Source organism: Velocimicrobium porci (assembly GCF_009696045.1).
GTDB classification, from domain to species: domain Bacteria; phylum Bacillota; class Clostridia; order Lachnospirales; family Lachnospiraceae; genus Velocimicrobium; species Velocimicrobium porci.
The window spans coordinates 1-18985 of record NZ_VUMT01000032.1; the positions used below are offsets into that span (position 1 = coordinate 1).

The following is an 18985-nucleotide window of genomic DNA, read 5'->3' on the forward strand; positions in this document are numbered from 1 at the left end:
TTCCCCTCGCGTTAATCATAGTCGTTGCTATGAATAGGACACCCTTGGTCTTGGCTGTATCCTTCCCACTACTAGGGCGGATTAGGGACTTTCACCCATTAGAAACGTGCGCCGCAAGGCGCACTTATAGAAACACAAAAAGAGAGTCAACGGCTCTCTAATTTGTGAAACAATTTTTGATTGGATAAAACAAGAAGACCTGCATATAGACTTCCTATAAACAAAAATGTCGTTCCTGCAATCAGTTCAAATAAAACGAATACAAAACCTGCAATCATCAGATTGGCAATCGCATAAACCGGTTTTCCTATTGTAATGGTCAATGCAGCTTTTAAAATCTGTAAAACCGACATATCATACCGCACAATCAAAAGATAAATAAATGGCGTCATCATAATAAGAATTAGCATAAAAATCATAAACATTCCCGCAAGTATGGATAACTGCGGAATTTGCTTAAAAAATTGTATATTTGTTTTCAAAATAAAAGCAAATATAATCTGTATCGTTCCTGTTTTTATTGCTTTAAACCAATTATTTTTATATCCCTTTTTATATTCCTTCACCGGACATATATCTTTATATTCAACCAGCTTCATCATAGAATGAAGCAAGGCGGATAACGCAGGTGCCACTGGCAAAAGACATAAAAGAAACAGTGGAAAATATTCTCCTATGCTCCCGATTCCAACAAAAAAATAAAAGAAAAGGAATGGGAGATTACAGAACAAAAATAAAATATTTAGTACAAGGGAATAAAAAATGATATTGAAAAATGTTAACATCTTTTCTAAATCGAATATCTGATCCATTTCTTCCATTCCTTTCTCTTTTATCAACATTAAATTTCTAATAAAAATGTTTTTATTTCATAAGGCTTTATTTTTGTACAAATGATTGCCTCTTTCTTCATTTCCTCAATCGGACGTTCCATTAAGTCGGATTCCATATATCCTTTTATTGGAATACCCGGTGTCAATGTAATCATCTGTGTTGAACCAGTATATTCGTGAATACGTAGTACCAGATATTTTTTGTCTTCCGATAACTTAACTGCATCTACTTCCACCTGTTCCGAATCAATATCTAAAAAGCTCATCTGTTTTACTTTACATGCTCCCTTTACCGCTTTTAAAGGCTGATTTAAGAAAAATGCTTCTCTTACTGTATCGCCTCCTACACAATCTCTCTCATGTGGCAATAAGGAATAAGTAAATTCATGCTCCCCTTGATCCTGCAAATAATCAGGGTGGGTTGCTGCTTTTAACAAAGTAAGCCGCAACGTATGACCTTTTACGTCATATCCATACTTACAATTGTTCATCAGACTTACGCCATAATTATGCTCCGATAAGTCAGCGAATCGATGTCCCACTGTTTCAAATCTTGCCTGCTCCCAACTTGTATTCCAATTATTTGGACGCTTTACATTTCCATATTGAATGTCATAAGTTGCATAAGTTGAGCGAATATCAACCGGAAATGCCACTTTAAGAAGCTGATGTTTTTCATGATAAGATACAAATGTCTTAAAATCAATTCTCCTGTTATTCGAATACACAATCATATCTTGCCTAATTGTTGAATTCATATAGCTCCATTCCATTGAAATAACACCCCGGACCGGACCACATTCTTTTACTTCTATTTGAACCAGATTATTCACTTCTCTCATTTTTTCCTGATAATAAATATCAATGTCCCAGGCATCATTTCCCATAGGCTTATCCTCGAAGAACTGTAAGACATTTGCTTTCTCACCTTCTTTTATTACCTGGCGCTTATACTCCTTATCATAAAGTGAAACAATTTGTCCATATTCATTCAATAAAATTAAATAGTATGGTGTTTCCACCCGCTCCTTTGATAATTGTAAACAAGAAGTTCCCACTTCCATTTCGGCTTCTTCAAATGTAATCGTAGCAAATCCCATAGGTAATATATTGTTTACTTCTACTTTCCAAATATCATTATCAAGCTGAGATTTTAATATTTTTCCATTTTCATCTTTAAAGAAACCTTTTTTACCCTCAAATGGAATGAATACACTTTCTGTTCTCTTAAAGTTGGAATTGTTTATAATTGTATATTGATTCTCGGAAGATGTAATAAACATATCTTTTGCTTCATTCCAAACATTATTTGCAATATCATAAGCTCTTTCATAATCCTCTACCGTATCATCATATACTTCTTTAATCGAAGAGCCGGGAATAATATCATGAAACTGATTTGTAAGAAGTATTTTCCATCCTTCCGTTAACCGTTCCTGATTATCTACACAAAGATTCCCATTCAAAGCTGCCGCCCATGCAGTTAACCATTCTGTTTCCCGATAATAATACTCTAACTTCCGATTCATCCTCTTATTATAAGCGTGACTTGTATAAGTTCCTCTATGATATTCCAAATACAATTCTCCATCCCATGTATGAACATATTGATTTGTATTTCGCACTTTATCCTTTAAATCACGGAAAAATTCCCTCGCTGTACTGGTCTTTACTGCAGGTAATCCCGGTATCTTATCAAGCCGTCTTCTCTGCTCTAACATATCACGGTTTACACCGCCTCCACCATCTCCGTAACCATAAGAAATCAATAGCTCCTGATTCAAATCTTTATCTTTGTAAGCTTCCCATACTCCCTTTACGGTTTTTGGAGTCAGCTTTCCATTATAAGTATAGAACCAAGAATCTGGCGTGCTGTCCGGCTCTGGTGTTGTTATAAAATGAGTAATAACCTCACTTCCATCAATTCCTCTCCAAATAAACGTATCGTGTGGCATACGATTATATTGGTTCCAGCTAATCTTTGTTGTCATAAACATGTCAATTCCCGACTTTTTCAAAATCTGAGGCAATGCCCATGAATATCCAAAGACATCAGGAAGCCACAAATATTCTACATCTTTTTGGAACTCTTCCTTAATAAAGCGACTTCCAATTAGTATCTGACGAGTCAAAGATTCTCCACTTGTCAAATTACAGTCTGCTTCCACCCACATTGCTCCATCTACTTCCCATGAGCCATCCTTTACTTTTTCCTTGATTTTTTCATAAATTTCCGGAAAATCCTGTTTCACATACTCATAAAGCTTTGGCTGTGTCTGAAGGAAAATATATTCCGGATACTGGTCCATCAAACGAAGAACCGTTGAAAAGGAACGGGAAGCTTTTTCTCTTGTATGCTTTAGACGCCATAACCATGCCATATCAATATGTGTATGTCCAACACACTTTACTTCAATAAGGGAGTGTTTATCCATGGCATCAATTTTCTGATTTAAAAATTCATCTGCCCGATGTACGGATTCATAAAATTCTTCACTGCCCGGATATGCCCAATCAATCATTTGAAATGCCTGATCAAAATATTTTTTTAATTCCAAACGAACCGGATCACTTTCCGCCAAATTTTTCAAAGTATCCACAAGCATCAGGGAAAGATAGTACAAATCATCTGTCGGCTCATCAAGCCATGCTAAATCAGCACGATTTATTCTATGTTCCTGTTCCCTTGGCACTCCCCCGCCTTCCAGACCGGACCACAACCGAAAGGTGAATTCGACTTCACGACCAATCAACTCTTCTTCTAAAAAAACTTCTTTATGATTTACATCAACACCCTGATATGGTTTTTCATTCAAATATAATAAAGACTCAAATCCTGAATTATTTCCTGCTCCTGTATTCCCGTAATCAAAAATTCCTAAAACCTTTCTGCCTTTCCATTTTGCCGGAATCGTAACCGTTTTATGTAACCAAAGATACTTGTCACGCCCTTTCCATGTATCTCCAATTTTCAAAGAATCCCAGTTTTCAAATTCAACCGGTACATTCGGATTCACTTCTTTTAATGTATCTTCTTTAACCTGTAACTCCTCAAGTCCAATCACATCACGATAACGGTAGTTCTGAATTTCCGCCACTCTTGCTTCCAATTTTTGTTCTGTATAAAACATATGCCCTCCTTTATTTCTGTCTGCAATTCCCCTTATTATATTGTTCCGCACAAACCCTTCACACTTTTCTCATTTATCGTATCCAATATTACTTCAAAAAACAATATTATTTTTTCTATCTTTAGTGTACAAATTCCAGTCCTTTCTCTTAATACTCTCCAGAAAATGAAATCCATCTTCCATGTCCAGCCAATACTTCCTCTTTTCAAGACCTTCCTCCTTTTCATTCACCCACAATCTCCACTCCTCTTCCTTACTAATTGCCAACACTTCTATATTCTGTTCTCCATAATCCGATGTAATTCCGTTGTCATCATAATAAGAATATTCTGCCCTCCTATCAATCCAGCCAACAATTCCAATTCTTCCCTGGAAAGCCTCTTCGACACACTGTCCACCTTCTCCTAAAAGGAGCAAATGATTTTTTCGAACAAACAAAACAACTTCTCCTTCCGGCATTGAAATGTAATGATGTCCTTTTTCAATTATTTCTTTTTTATAAGAAAAAGCATTTACAAAACGTATCATTAACATATCCTCCGGCACATATACATAACGTCCCGATTTATTCTGTTCATAGACCGGTGCAATCATAATACTTTCACCAACTAATAACTGGTCCTCTATTTCTTCTGCTTCTTCATCGTCTTTGTATAAAAAACAAAGCGGTTTCATATACATTTTGTCAAATAAGACAGCCTTCATAAATTCACTATACAGATAAGGAAGCAGACGATACCGAAGACGAACTAATTCCTTCATCTGTTCCCATGACGGATACTGATAGATTTCTTGTTCTCTTCTTCCAATGGCACAGTGATTTCGAAACAACGGAGTGAAAATTCCAAACTCAAGCCATCTCATTAACAAATCCTCTGTTACATCCCCGTCAAATCCGCCAATGTCTGCACCTGCATACAAAAAACCGCACATGCTAAGAGAAGGCATCATTTTAATATTTAATAATAAATGTGACCACCACGATTTATTATCACCTGTCCAGATTCCACTATACCGATGCATTCCTATATAAGATGCCCTTGAAAATAAAAGAGTTCTTTTCTCCGGAAGTTCTTTCTTTATTGCCTCCATTGTCGCTCTTGTGAGAAAATATCCATACAGGTTATGTACCTTGTCATGGCGAATTTTTCTTCCATTTACATTATGATAAATCCTCTTAAAATCTTCTTCATTTGCTCCAAGCTGATTTATCATCGGCTGTAATTCTAAAAAATCATTCAAATCAAATTGTTCCCAATTCAATTCGCCAGCCTTTTCATAAACCGCCTTCAAAGCTTCCTCGGAATAAAATAACGCCGGTTCATTCATATCATTCCAAAAACCTTCTATTCCTATATCCAATAAATCCTTATAAAAATGTCCGAACCATTCGGCAGCCTCATGATTTAATACATCAGGGAAATGAACGAGTCCCGGCCAAACTCCTCCTATAAAATCTTTCCCCTCTCTATCTTTACAGAAAAATTGATTTTTTCCTGTTTCATATACCTTATAATCTTCTTCAATTTTTACACCAGCATCAATAATAGGCACAAGACGAACATGCTCCTTCTTTGCGTCCTTTACAAATTTCTCAAAATCTGCAAACCTCTCTTTATGAACTGTAAAATCTTTGTATCCTTCCATATAATCAATATCCAGATACACAGAATCAATCGGTATACCACGTTTTCGATATTCTTTTATCACGTTCTGAATATCTTGTTTTGTCTTATAGCCCCAGCGACTCTGCTGATAACCAAATGCCCATTTGGGCGGAACATAACTTTTTCCGATTGCCAGACGAAACTGACTCACAATATCAAGTACACTTTCTCCAGTAATAATATACCATTCACAAGGATTTTTTGTCCTAATAATCGCTCTGTCAGATTCACTATAACCAAAATCAAATGTTACTTTTCCTCCACAATCAATAAAACACCCAAATATCTCTTTTCCTTTTATAATAAAAAAGTTATGGGCTCCATATAATCCATGTTTATCCTCTGTGTGATTTGGGTCATCTTTACAATAGCTTTCATAAAGCCAGCCTCGTTTATTTATTCCCCTTACTTGTTCTCCTAACCCATAAATTCTATCTTTTCTTTCTAAATGATAACAAAATGTAAGCGTTTCATCTGTCTTTTGAACATCCAAAAATAATGTTTCATTCCAATCACAACACTCCACATCCATAACAACTGCATTCGTAGCAACCGGCATCTTCCAATCTTTCATGCAATACTTTTTTATCATATTCTCTCCTTTATTTCACAAACAATCAAAATCACATCGCTCCACTATATTCCTTTTATTATAAATAATTTTTAAATAAGCGTCAAAAGTACATATGTTAGAAACAATGTAATTTTTATATTTTCTATTTGTATATAATCCTTCCATTTATTATGAAATTTTTCCACTTTCCACCTTCCATCCTATCGTGGTACACTTGTTATGTGTAGCAATCATTCAAAGGAAAATATAGACTGAAAGAATATTATGATACCAGGTTCAAAAGGTGCGTAGTCATCCGTAGGTATCAGAGGTCAAAATATCTTTTGACCCCAACATCATATTATAAAGAAAGGATTATATGCAACTGCCCTCCCTTTCAGTCTGTCAATTGGGGCAGTATCGCAGTAAGACTTGCGATATGCATGGAAATAAAAATGAGAAAAACATGGAACGCTATTTTGGCACTAACACTATCACTCACCATATGTTCAAACATGTGCAGCGGTATGACGGTTAGACAACTGGGGACTTATTCAAATGCTGACAAAGAGAAGGTAACTTATCGGATTACAAAAGAAAGCAATCAACAAATTAACATGAATAACAAACCGGAATCACCTTATTGGTTTCCAAATGAATTATTAGAGTGGAATCCTTCCGATGAAAAAAATCTTTCCCTCTATCAAAGTAATATTCCATTAAAAGAACGTGTTACGAAAAGCAAGTTAACACCTGTCAATAAAACACAGCAAAAAGATTTTCAAGTTGCCGCACTTTCTATTATGAATGCCAGCACAAGTGGCAACGCACCACATGGACTTAATAAATTCGATGCAAATACATTTTCTTATTGGCAATATATTGATAAATTAGTTTATTGGGGCGGCTCTGCAGGAGAAGGCCTGATTGTTCCCCCTTCTGCTGATGTAATTGACTCCGCTCACACAAACGGCGTGCCTGTCCTTGGAACCGTATTTTTTCCAATGACAGAACACGGAGGACAAATAAAATGGCTTGATGACTTTCTAGTTAAAGATGCAAACGGTCATTTTCCTATGGTTAATAAACTAATTGAAGCTGCCAATGTTCTTGGTTTTGATGGCTGGTTTATTAATCAGGAAACACAAGGAACTTATGACGCACCGCTGACGAAAAAGCATGCTCAGCTTATGAAAGAATTTGTTTATGAATTTAAAAATAAAGCGAAAGATTCTCTAACCCTATTTTGGTACGACTCTATGACAGAAGACGGAAGAATTCAATGGCAAAATGCACTGACAAACCAAAACTCCTGCTATCTCACCGGCAAAAACGGCGAAAAAGGTGCTGATAATATGTTTCTTAATTTTTGGTGGTCAGGAAGCTCTTTATTAGCAAACTCCAAACAAAAGGCAGAATCACTTGGAATCAACCCATACAACCTGTTTGCCGGAATTGATGTACAGGCAAATGGCGTTAACACTCGTGTTAACTGGAATTCTTTTTCCAAAAACAATGTGCCATATACCTCTCTGGGGCTATATTGTCCTAGCTGGGCATATTTTTCTGCTGAAAACCTAAATGATTTTGAGCAAAAAGAAAACCGTTTATGGGTAAACGAAAAAGGAGACCCTTCGAAGGTATCAACTGTATCTAGTTCCGAATGGCATGGAATTTCCACCTATGCAATTGAAAAAACAACTATAGACTCGTTGCCTTTCATCACAAACTTTAACCTAGGAAATGGCTACAATTACTTTATTGCTGGAAAAAAAGTTTCCTTATCTGACTGGAACAACCGCAGTATGGCAGATATTATGCCAACCTATCGCTGGTGCTTAACCCAGGAAGGCTCTAATTCCTTAAATCCTTCCTTCGATTATGATAACGCTTACTATGGTGGTAATTCCATCAATCTATATGGAACTATGGAAAAAAATCGCCATTCCGAAATCACTCTATACAGTGCTTATCTTCCAATTAAAGAGAATACCACTGCTACCGTATCTGCAATGGCAACCCTCGAAACGCAACTCTCTTTAATATTAAAATTAGAAGATGGATCGACAGAACAGATTAAAGGAGATAACACAATTAACTCAGATTGGACTAACATAACATTCGATTTATCTTCATTAAAAGGCAAAACAATTACATCCATTGGTCTCGATTTCTGTCAAAATACAAAAACAGAAACTGTTCAACTTAACATTGGCCGTCTTGCATTGGAAAATAAAACAGAAACTAGCATTGATCCAGTTCAATCAGCATCCATAACTGATTGTGAATTTGACGATGAGGGCTTATATGCCGGTATTATGCTCGACTGGGAAAAATGTAAAAATGCAGATTTTTACGAAATTTATAAAGTTTATGAAGATGGTTCTAAATCCTTCTTAGGTTCAACAACAGCTTCCGCACACTATATCCATGGATTAGAACGTGAACAAAATGAAACTATTTCTACCTTCGAAATAATACCTGTAAATAAGTATTTAAATCGTGGAAAGGGTACTACCGTTTCGATTAACTGGCCAAATATCAGTGCCCCAAAAGCCGATTTTAAAGTCTCCAAAACTTTAGCCGCTCCTGGAGAACTCGTTCATTTCACAAGCCTTTGTTCAAAAAATACAGAAACTATAAAATGGACTTTCGAAGGTGCTGATATTACCTCTTCCAATGAAGAAAACCCAAGCGTTACTTATTCAAAAGAAGGTATTTATACCGTGTCTGTAACTGCACAAAATAAAGAAGGCAGTGACAAAAAAACGATAACTGGCATGATACAGATAAAAAAGGCAGCTAAAGGCACACTTCCTATTTTATCAAAAGGCAAAGCAACAACTGCTTCCGGCTATGTAAATTCAAATGAAGCACCAAGATTTGCAGTCGATGGAAACTTACAGACCAAGTGGTGTGCAACCGGTCCTGCTCCCCACGACATAACAATAGACCTTGGTCACGAACAATTAATAGCAGAAGTTTATATGGCTCATGCAGAAAAAGGAAATGAAAGCCCTGATATGAATACAATGTGGTATACAATCGAAACCAGTAATGATGGTAAGACATTTGAACTAGTTAAAGAAGTTAAAAAAAATACTGAAAAAGAAACACTAGATACATTCAAACCTGTAAAAGCAAGATATGTGAAAGTCACTGCAATAAAACCTACACAAGGTGCTGATACTGCCGTACGAATTTACGAAATTCAAGTGCAAGGTTTAAATCAATAAAAGCGGATTACACTTTCTAGGTCTTATCCATTCCTATATTTATTATAACAGATGGGATAAGACCTGGATTTTTTATATTTTATTTATACAATTTACGAATTGAATCACGATGTCTTTGTTTCACTTCTTCCGATGGATTACAAAACTGAATTAATGTTTCATATATATCATTCATCTGTTCATTTAAACACTTTTTTTGAGCAAGTGACAGACATCTCAATAATCGAGTTAATTTATTTCGTTTTATTACAAAAACATGCCTCTGTTCTACCTTTATTTTTTTTAGCACCGTCCGGTCATCAAATACAATAATTGAATAATACATTTCTTTCGGCGTTGTTTTTAATATATGATTTAAGCTTCTAATATGACTTTCATTCTGTCGAATTGGATTATAAAAGGAATAGACCTCTCCATTTTGTAGTGTCTGCTTCCAATACCAGGCTTCCTCTTCTCCTGATACTGTCCCAGAATAATTTTTACTTTCAATAACGTAAATTCCTGATTCATGCAGCAATATCATATCAATTTCCGTTGTTTCTCCATTTTCTTTTTGCAAATAAATATTGTATAAAATCTTTTTCTCACCTTTTAATTTATTCAAGCATCTTCCAGTCAAATATTCCCCATATAGTCCTTTATCATTTAAAACTTCTCTATAAGAATTTCTCGTTTGCCTATAATAACCAGACTTCCAATACTTTACACGTATTATAAATGGTTTTAATGATAAAAGAATAATCGTAACAACTAAAATGCACACTATCTGCATCCGTATATCCTCCGTTTTTCTTATCTTTCGTATACAAAAATCTATATGTTGTATATTTATCAACATTATCAACAATATATTGTTGATAACTTTTAATATCACAATTCTATTATATCCAAAATCTCTCTCTATTGTAATAAAAATAGCATTAAGTCTATAAATCCCTTTTGGTATATCATTTACATTTATAACATATTATACTATTATATGTATTAGATATTATATTACACAATATAAAAGGAGGTTCTATGAATTCTAAAAAGCATTGTTCGCTAGCTGTATTGTTTTTCTTTCTACTCTGTTTTTTAACAGGCTGTAATCATGTAATAATAGCGGAACATTCCCAAACTCCAAATTCAAAATTTGATGAATTTGTTAATCAAATCTTTATAGATGAAGTGCAAACGGACGGGCTCACATTAAACTATACCTTATCAAAACCCGAGAATTATGGCATTTACAATTATAAACCGTCACTTGGCGATTTTTCGTTGGAACATATGAAATCGGAATTGGCGGTAACTGAAAATTATCTGGCTACATTATCCGGCTTTGATTACACTTCACTTACAAAAGAACAGCAGATTACATATGATATTCTAAAAAAATATTTAGCAAAAGATATGGAATCTAGTGATTTTTTACTCTACGCAGAAACCCTTGGACCTACAACAGGAATTCAGGCCCAGCTCCCTGTATTGCTGGCAGAATATAATTATTATGATAAAGAAGATATCGACAATTATCTGGCTTTATTAAAAGACATGCCCCGTTACTTCAAGCAAATTGTAACCTATGAACAAGAAAAATCAAAAGCCGGACTTTTTATGAGTGATCATACTGCCGATTCTATTATTTCACAGTGTAAAGAATTTATTAGTAATAAAGAAGACAACCTTTTAATCGAAGTTTTTCATGATCGTATGAATGAAGTGTCTATTTTATCAAAAAAAGAGCAAAAAAAGTATGAGGCAAAAAATAAAGATTATGTATTAAAATACGTAATTCCTGCCTATCAGATATTAATTGATGGCTTGAATTCATTAAAAGGCACAGGGAAAGTAGATGGGGGGTTAGCGGGCTATCCAAAGGGGAAAGACTATTATTCTTATCTTGTTGCAACCTCAACAAGCTCTTCCCGCTCTATCAACGAAATTAATAAAACATTAGATTATGCCATTTCAGACAGTATTAAAAGAATGTCTGAGGCAACAGAGGGAGATGTCACTGTTTTAGATAAGGCAGATAATACAAGTTTTCCTCTTACAAATCCTGAGGACATCATCCAATCTTTAAAAACATCCATAAAAAAGGATTATCCTCCACTAAACGACGTTAGCTGCACAATAAAATATGTTCATAAATCATTGGAAGACAATCTAAGTCCTGCATTTTACTTAACTCCACCACTTGATGATTGTTCCCGAAACTCTATTTATATTAACGGTTCTGCCAAATATAACTTAGACAATATTTTCACAACGTTAGCACACGAAGGCTATCCGGGACACCTTTATCAGACTGTTTATTTTAATCAGCAATCGCCACAACCAATTCGCTCATTACTAAGCTTCGGCGGATATTCTGAAGGCTGGGCAACTTATGCTGAAATGAACAGCTACTATATGAGTGGCTTAGACACAAAAATAGCAAAAGTCCTGCAGAATAACCAGGTTGCTTCTCTATGTATGTATGCCAAAATCGATCTCGGTGTCAACTATCTGAATTGGGATTTAAATGACACGGCTGATTACTTAAAGGATTTTGGAATAACCGATAAAAAAACAATAGAAACCGTATACTACACAATGATTGAAGAACCGGCTAACTACATGCAATATAGCTTGGGATATTTGGAAATTATGGCTTTAAGAGATCGGGCTTCAAAAGAGCTTGGTGATAATTTTAAATTAAAAAATTTTCATACCTTTTTCTTAAAAATGGGTTCTGCCCAATTTGATGTAATCAGAAAATATATGGACGAATGGATAAGTGAACAGTAACCCGTATCCTTGACATTACTGTACTAATATGTTATATTGCCATAATGACAAATAGCTGTTTTAAAATAAAAAAAGATGTCGCTCATAGTATCGAAAGGGAGGAAGTATTATGATGATATCACGCAAAAATTATCCAATGAAAGGCGGTATTTGCGAAAAAAGAAACTACTACATTTTTTCCGTCAATCTCCCAGGTTTTGAACGGGAAAACATATCAACAGATATAGAAAACGGATTTTTAATTATATCTGCTTCAACAAAAGGGGAGGAGAAAGACTCTGTAGAAACTTATCAACGACGTTTCTATATTGGACACTCTGTTACAGAAGCAGACATCAAACCATCTTATAAGAGAAATGTTTTAAGAGTTTTTATTCCAAAAAATTTAAATCATAAGTCAAAAAATATGGCTTTTGCATAAAACAGAGTAACCATTTGGCGGGGATTTTTCCCCGCTATCCTTGTATTTAAAAATAACATAATAGAATATCAAAAGGGGGAAACAATCATGAAACAAACAACTACGATTATGAACTTCTCAGATATATATTATCAGGAACATTTCTACGAATCTCTTGACTATAACTTTCTGGACTGTTCAAAACTAGAGGGAACAAATTGTTACTGCTCAAATGAAACTGAACAAATCTTGCTAAAAATGTTATCGCAAATCGAACCATCAGGAATCCACTTTATTGATTCCGGAAATTATCACTATGTGACCAAATTATGGTTAGGCAAACTACTTATTCCATTTACACTTATTCTTTTTGACCATCATCCTGATATGCAGCCTACACTTATTAATACACTTACTTCCTGCGGAAGTTGGGTGAAAGACACTTTAGAACAGAATCCAAACCTAAAACAAGTTATTTTAATTGGTGCTTCCAATGAATTATGCCAGTCCATTCCACTCCATTATCAATCTAAAATAATCTATTTTACAAAAGAATCCATTCAGGCAAACCCAAAGAAAATATTAGCTCAGCTTCGTGCTTTACCGACAAGTCACCCTATTTATATTTCAATTGATAAAGATGTATTATGCAGCCAAGATGCTTCCACTCAGTGGAGTCAGGGAACAATGACACTTCCTGTCTTATCCCAACTGCTTTCTCCTCTGCTTTCCCACCCTAAGCTGTTAGGAATCGATATCTGCGGAGAACAAGATAACAATCCACTCCTTCCACATTTCGAGGAACAAGTTCAAAAGAATGATACTGCTAATCGTATTCTTTTAACCCAATACCTTTCCCTTGCCCGACTACATTCCAAAGCCTCCTAATTTACAGCAAATATCTATGTTAATTTTTTAGCATACATTTTTCATTCTATTTAATAATAATTTTTCAATTGTTCTATTTCTCTTTTATTTATATATATTTTATTTGACAATCAACAGCCAAAACTATATACTTAGAATGGCAAACGAGAAAAATTAATAATCTTAGTTACTTTTTTAACAATATTGTCAAATGTTCCTGCTTTATTTTAGCAGGTCAAATATAAATAATTTTAGGAGGATTATTATGTCAACAAAAGCTTATTACAAACATGACGAAATCGGACCTGGTAAACCGGGTTTTGCAAAAACACGTTCCATTATTGAAGCAGCTTTCTACGGAAACAATGTAATCAAAGTTAACACTTTAAAGGAAGCTTACAATCTTGCTAAAAACTCTCCAGGTACCGTTGTTACTGATATGCCTGTATATAAGGGTGAAGAATTTGGTCTTGAAAAAGATGCTAAAGTTCTTTTATTTAATGATGGTTCCATCACAGGTCGTTATGCCGCTGCAAGAAGAATTGCCGGCGAACCAAATGTCGACTGCGATGCTCTAGATAAACTTGTAATGGATGCTGTTTATGATACAAGATGGAAAAAAATGTATCATGCAGAAGTATTCATCGGTTTAGACCCTGAATTTATGGTAAAAGCTCACTTATTAATTCCAGAGGGCGAAGAAAATATTATGTATTCCTGGATGTTAAACTTCCAGTATATGTCTGACGAATACGTAAAAATGTACAAAAATTCCCGCCCAATTGGCAACGAACCAGATATCTATATCTTCTCCGATCCTCAATGGAAAGGAACTGACCGTACAGACATCTGCGAAGGAAAATGTTTATCTTACTTCAACACAGGAACAAACTGTGCCGCTATCCTTGGAATGAGATACTTCGGAGAACATAAAAAAGGAACTCTTACAATCGGATGGGCAATTGCCAACCGTAACGGATACGCTTCCTGCCACGGCGGACAAAAAGAATATACTTTACCAGATGGCAAAAAATATGTTGCATCTGTATTTGGTTTATCCGGCTCTGGTAAATCCACAATTACTCATGCAAAACATGGTGGAAAATATGGAGTAACAGTACTTCACGATGATGCATTCATTATCAATACAGAAACATGTTCTTCCATTGCTATGGAACCTACATATTTTGATAAAACTGCAGACTATCCAATCGGATGTGAGGACAACAAATATCTTTTAACAGCACAAAACTGCTCTGCTACATTAGACGATGAAGGAAAATTAGTTCTTGTAACCGAAGATATCAGAAATGGTAATGGACGTGCTATCAAATCCAAATTATGGTCACCAAACCGTGTTGATAAAATTAACTCCCCAGTTAATGCTATCTTCTGGATTATGAAAGACCCTACAATTCCACCTGTTGTTAAATTAAAAGGTGCTTCCCTGGCTTCTGTAATGGGTGCCACTTTGGCAACAAAACGTTCCACAGCAGAGCGTCTTGCTCCAGGCGTAGACCCTAATGCATTAGTTGTAGAACCTTATGCAAACCCATTTAGAACTTATCCATTAGTAAATGATTACGAAAAATTCAAAAAATTAGTTGCTGATAAAAATGTTGATTGTTATATCATCAATACAGGTGACTTTATGGGTAAAAAGGTCCAAAAAGAGGACACATTAGGTATTATCGAAGCAATTGTTGAGGGAAAAGCCGAATTTAAACAATGGGGTCCATTCTCTGACATTGAAATTCTTGAATGGGAAGGATTTGTACCAGACTTAAATGACCCAGAATATGTAAAACAATTAAAAGCCCGTATGAATGACCGTGTTGAATTTGTTCGTTCTAGAGATGAAGTAAAAGGTGGCTATGATAAGCTTCCAGCAGATGCTTTAGAGGCAATTCAAAAAGTTGTAAATGAATTAAACTAAGTTTCTTTACTATATAAGAACAGCAAAAGACGATGGAATAAGATGTCAACTAAATCATCTTATTCCATCGTCTTTTTAATCCGACTACCTTCTGTTCTTTCGTTTTCCACTTACCACTAAAATTTACTCTTCACCTTTGTGCTTCTTTATAATTTCTTTATATCTGCGTTCTGAAGCTTCCATCTCCTCATCATTTACACCATTGATTTGATTTTCTTCTGATTCAAATTCAATAAATAAATCAGCTAAATCATCGTTCGTAAATAACTTCTTATCTTCCATTACAAATTCCTCCTTCTCTAATTGTACCTTCTAAAATAACCACTTAAATTGGTAAGTGCCTTAACTAAAACTTTCTGTTCCTGTTCGTTCAAACCTTCCAATGTGGCAGTAACCATCTCTTTGTGAAACGCTTCGTGATGATTGTAAGCACTGACTCCTTTATCACTCAAAGAAAGCAGTACAACCCTTCTGTCCTCTTCGCTTCTAATTCGATTAACATAACCTTTCTTCACAAGATTGTTAATTGCAATCGTCAGTGTACCAACCGTAACTTTTAATTTTTTAGCAACCGTTGACATATTTTTCGGCTCTTCTTTTCCAATTGCCTCGATAATATGCATATCATTATTTGATATATCTTTAAATTCGTCTGTTATTAAAACTCTCTGTTCAATCTCCATGATTTCATTAAATAACGATACCAGCACATCATTTATTGTATGATAAGCGTCCATCAAATCACCACCTGCTATCTCCATCTATTCGTTCTCTTTCTATTTATTCATTTTATCTATAATCTCCACATTTATAATAAGTATACAACATCTTAAAAATATGTTCAATCATTTCCCAAAAACAAAGTTTCGATTATTCAGACTTATCAACTTAACAAGTTTTATAAAATGATGTAAAAATTTTCCATTATTTAATAATTAAAGGGAGGATATAGAAAAACTATGAACAAGTACACAATTAAACATGCTTTAAAATTAACAGGGAACCAAAAAAAAAGTCTAAAAAACACTAAGTGTATTCACACACAAAAAATAGGTCAAAAAAATAAACAGAACCGGTTTCAAAATCAGACCACTAACTTTGAGACCGGTTTAAAATTTTATTAATCCAAAATCTATTTCGTCATAATATGAATAATTTTCTTATCTGTTTCCTTCATTCCATCACGTGCCAGAGTTCCTACATTGGCAATGGTATTTTCCACGCCATGAGAAACAATCCCATCACCGCCAACAAATTCCTGTCCGTTTTTATACATCTGGAATCCAAGAATCCCTGCCTCTACTGCTAACGCAATTTTAGCAGCACAAGAAGATTTTGCACCATCACAAATTGTTCCCGAAAGAATAGCAACTGAGTTTACAATTGTATGAGAAATTTCATCATACCCGCCTCCGTGTAAATAGGCAATCCCTGCACCGCTTCCACAGCCAGCACTCACTGCACCACAATAAGCCGACAACCTTCCAATTCCTGTTTTCTGATGAATGGTAACCAAATTAGATAGCACTAATGCACGATACAATTTTTCTTCCGATATATTCAATTCTTTTGCAAATTCAATCACGGGTACAGAAGATGTAATTCCCTGATTTCCACTGCCTGAAACGATAATAACCGGCAATTCACATCCATTCATTCTTGCATCAGAAGCTGCTGCTGCCATAGCTTTCGCCCTGTTTGTAATCGTATTTTCATTATTTTGTAAAATAACCTTTCCAATATTAGCACCATAGGAATTGTTTAATCCTTCCTCAGCTATTTTCATATTATACTCAATTTGCCGTTTTATCACATCACGTACATCATTCAAGTCAACTGTATTTGCAAATTCAACAATTCCTTCAATTGTAAGAAGACTTCTATCCGTCAATCCTTCGTCCTGATGTTCTTCAAATTCAACCTTTTCTTCAATTACACCATTTTTCTCGACTAGTACAATATTGGTATGGTAATTTACAATTCTTACCTTAGCATAGCTTTTTTCTTTCCAAACGGTTATAATAATGTCAAAAATAAAATTACTATCAGAAGGTTTCACTGTAATTGGACAGGTTTGTTTGTATTCTAAAATTTTCTGTCGCTGTTCTTCTGTAACTTCAGAAATTACCTCAAGCTGTTTTTTAGCATCCCCTGCAATAATGCCTGCCGCTGCTGCCGATTCAATGCCCTTTAATTTTCCTGTGTTTGGAACAATAACACTTTTGACATTTTTAATAATGTTTCCACTGGCTTCAATCAATACTTTATCTGGAACTGCTCCGAGTGTCTGCCTTGCAACAGCTGCACCATAAGCAATTGCAATTGGCTCTGTACATCCCATTGCTGGTATTAATTCTTCTCTTAAAATATCTACATAGGTCTGGTATCGCTTATCTTCTGAATTCATGTTCAAGCTCCTCTTTTTTCATTCTGCATTATCCTCACACCTATTTCGTCTACAGTTTCTATCAATAATATAGATAGTATAATTCGGTCTATTTTATCTGTCAATTGAGAAAATTTATTCTTTGCGATAACCAGCAGGTAAATCGGTTGCCAATTTTTAAGCAAGTAAATGAGCAATTGCAAGCAATACATAGACATGTAATGGATAATATACATAAAACAAATACTTCATACTTCTGCCTTTTTGATTATTATAGAACAATAAAAAAGGTAGCGCAGCTATCATAAACCATTGATTATTTATCATAAATAAATTCGCGACTGTAGCTCCACCTGTGACCGCAGATATGAAAAAAACTCCAGAAACAATAGTATAAAAAATGATTAAAGCCTTTTTATTCTGTAAACAATAATAGAAACCAACTCCAAGAATAATCCATATATATGACCCTTCCGCTAACATAGGTGTAGGAATTATAGTTGTAATTACAAGAAAAATAATATTAAAATGTGGAATTTCTAATGTTTGGGGCATCGCCATAAGACCAAGTACGACTCCAGATAATAATATCGGAATAATCAATAACAGAATCCCTTTTATCACTTGTTTCGGATTTTCTCTACCTTTCGAAATTGTTTCTAAAGAATACAAATAATAAACAATAAAAAACATTGTACTAAAAATACTATTAACAATCATTGCACCATTTGGATGTTCAAAATATGTATTTGCTATATAATTTCCTACATTCATAAAAGCCGCCCAAAAATACAGTCTTTTCATATAAGCAATTTTATCATGCGTATATCTATATCCATTTGCACACATAAAAATAAAAATTGGTGCTGCCAGTCTTCCAATTAAATGAAACCAAAATGGAATTTCTATAATGCCTCCTAACATATAGCCAATGTGGTCAAATGTCATAAGCAATAATGCTATTATTTTTAATTGAAATGAATTCATCTGCATAACCTCCGAAATCTTCTTTTAAACTACAAATCTACTATAGCAATTTTATAAAAAAGATTCCTTCGATTTAGCTTACATAAAGCTTACATTTTTGTAAGGATAATTGCTTTGTACTCAAAACTATCTGAAAACACTGTAATTTACAGGTTTTAAATGTATTTGTATATTTTTAACGTGCTTATATTTATATACAGTTTTATACACTTTT

At 34.6% G+C, this 18985-nt stretch carries 13 protein-coding genes; 5 read left to right on the forward strand and 8 right to left on the reverse strand.

Annotation, left to right across the window (positions count from 1 at the left end; translation table 11 throughout):
- Window positions 1-146: 146 nt before the first annotated feature.
- From FYJ58_RS13425 to FYJ58_RS13435, 3 genes are all read right to left on the reverse strand, one after another.
- Window positions 147-821: a DUF624 domain-containing protein gene (locus tag FYJ58_RS13425; RefSeq protein ID WP_205839267.1), complete on the reverse strand. Its 675-nt coding sequence runs from the start codon at window positions 819-821 to the stop codon at window positions 147-149.
- Window positions 822-841: 20 nt separating this feature from the next.
- Window positions 842-3964: an alpha-mannosidase gene (locus FYJ58_RS13430; protein ID WP_154520221.1), complete on the reverse strand. Its 3123-nt coding sequence runs from the start codon at window positions 3962-3964 to the stop codon at window positions 842-844.
- Window positions 3965-4057: 93 nt separating this feature from the next.
- Window positions 4058-6223, reverse strand: coding sequence for a glycoside hydrolase family 31 protein (locus FYJ58_RS13435; RefSeq protein ID WP_154520222.1), 2166 nt, complete (start codon window positions 6221-6223; stop codon window positions 4058-4060).
- Between the two features lie 416 nt (window positions 6224-6639).
- On the opposite strand from FYJ58_RS13435, the gene FYJ58_RS13440 reads away from it, so the two are divergent.
- Window positions 6640-9420, forward strand: coding sequence for an endo-beta-N-acetylglucosaminidase (locus tag FYJ58_RS13440; RefSeq protein WP_235912660.1), 2781 nt, complete (start codon window positions 6640-6642; stop codon window positions 9418-9420).
- A 79-nt stretch (window positions 9421-9499) separates the two neighbouring features.
- On the opposite strand, the gene FYJ58_RS13445 is transcribed toward FYJ58_RS13440, so the two are convergent.
- Complete coding sequence (locus FYJ58_RS13445) at window positions 9500-10192, reverse strand: nuclease-related domain-containing protein (RefSeq protein WP_205839268.1); 693 nt, start codon at window positions 10190-10192, stop codon at window positions 9500-9502.
- A gap of 248 nt (window positions 10193-10440) precedes the next feature.
- On the opposite strand from FYJ58_RS13445, the gene FYJ58_RS13450 reads away from it, so the two are divergent.
- From FYJ58_RS13450 to FYJ58_RS13465, 4 genes are all read left to right on the forward strand, one after another.
- Window positions 10441-12195 carry a DUF885 domain-containing protein gene (locus tag FYJ58_RS13450; RefSeq protein WP_154520225.1) on the forward strand — a complete coding sequence of 585 codons (1755 nt, stop codon included), beginning with the start codon at window positions 10441-10443 and terminating at the stop codon, window positions 12193-12195.
- Window positions 12196-12304: 109 nt separating this feature from the next.
- Window positions 12305-12616: an Hsp20 family protein gene (locus tag FYJ58_RS13455; protein WP_154520226.1), complete on the forward strand. Its 312-nt coding sequence runs from the start codon at window positions 12305-12307 to the stop codon at window positions 12614-12616.
- An 87-nt stretch (window positions 12617-12703) separates the two neighbouring features.
- Window positions 12704-13483, forward strand: a complete 780-nt coding sequence (locus FYJ58_RS13460) for an arginase family protein (RefSeq protein ID WP_154520227.1) — start codon at window positions 12704-12706, stop codon at window positions 13481-13483.
- A 244-nt stretch (window positions 13484-13727) separates the two neighbouring features.
- Window positions 13728-15398: a phosphoenolpyruvate carboxykinase (ATP) gene (locus FYJ58_RS13465; protein ID WP_154520228.1), complete on the forward strand. Its 1671-nt coding sequence runs from the start codon at window positions 13728-13730 to the stop codon at window positions 15396-15398.
- 123 nt (window positions 15399-15521) lie between these two features.
- Here the strand turns inward: FYJ58_RS13465 and FYJ58_RS13470 are convergent, their stop codons facing one another.
- The 4 genes from FYJ58_RS13470 to FYJ58_RS13485 all read right to left on the reverse strand — a co-directional run bounded on the left by FYJ58_RS13470 (window position 15522) and on the right by FYJ58_RS13485 (window position 18771).
- Entirely contained in the window at window positions 15522-15680 is a 159-nt protein-coding gene (locus FYJ58_RS13470) for a hypothetical protein (RefSeq protein ID WP_154520229.1), read from the reverse strand.
- A gap of 17 nt (window positions 15681-15697) precedes the next feature.
- Entirely contained in the window at window positions 15698-16135 is a 438-nt protein-coding gene (locus FYJ58_RS13475; RefSeq protein WP_154520232.1) for a MarR family winged helix-turn-helix transcriptional regulator, read from the reverse strand.
- Window positions 16136-16530: 395 nt separating this feature from the next.
- Window positions 16531-17805: an L-cysteine desulfidase family protein gene (locus tag FYJ58_RS13480; protein ID WP_154520230.1), complete on the reverse strand. Its 1275-nt coding sequence runs from the start codon at window positions 17803-17805 to the stop codon at window positions 16531-16533.
- Between the two features lie 156 nt (window positions 17806-17961).
- Window positions 17962-18771 carry a TraX family protein gene (locus tag FYJ58_RS13485; RefSeq protein WP_205839269.1) on the reverse strand — a complete coding sequence of 270 codons (810 nt, stop codon included), beginning with the start codon at window positions 18769-18771 and terminating at the stop codon, window positions 17962-17964.
- Window positions 18772-18985: the final 214 nt, after the last annotated feature.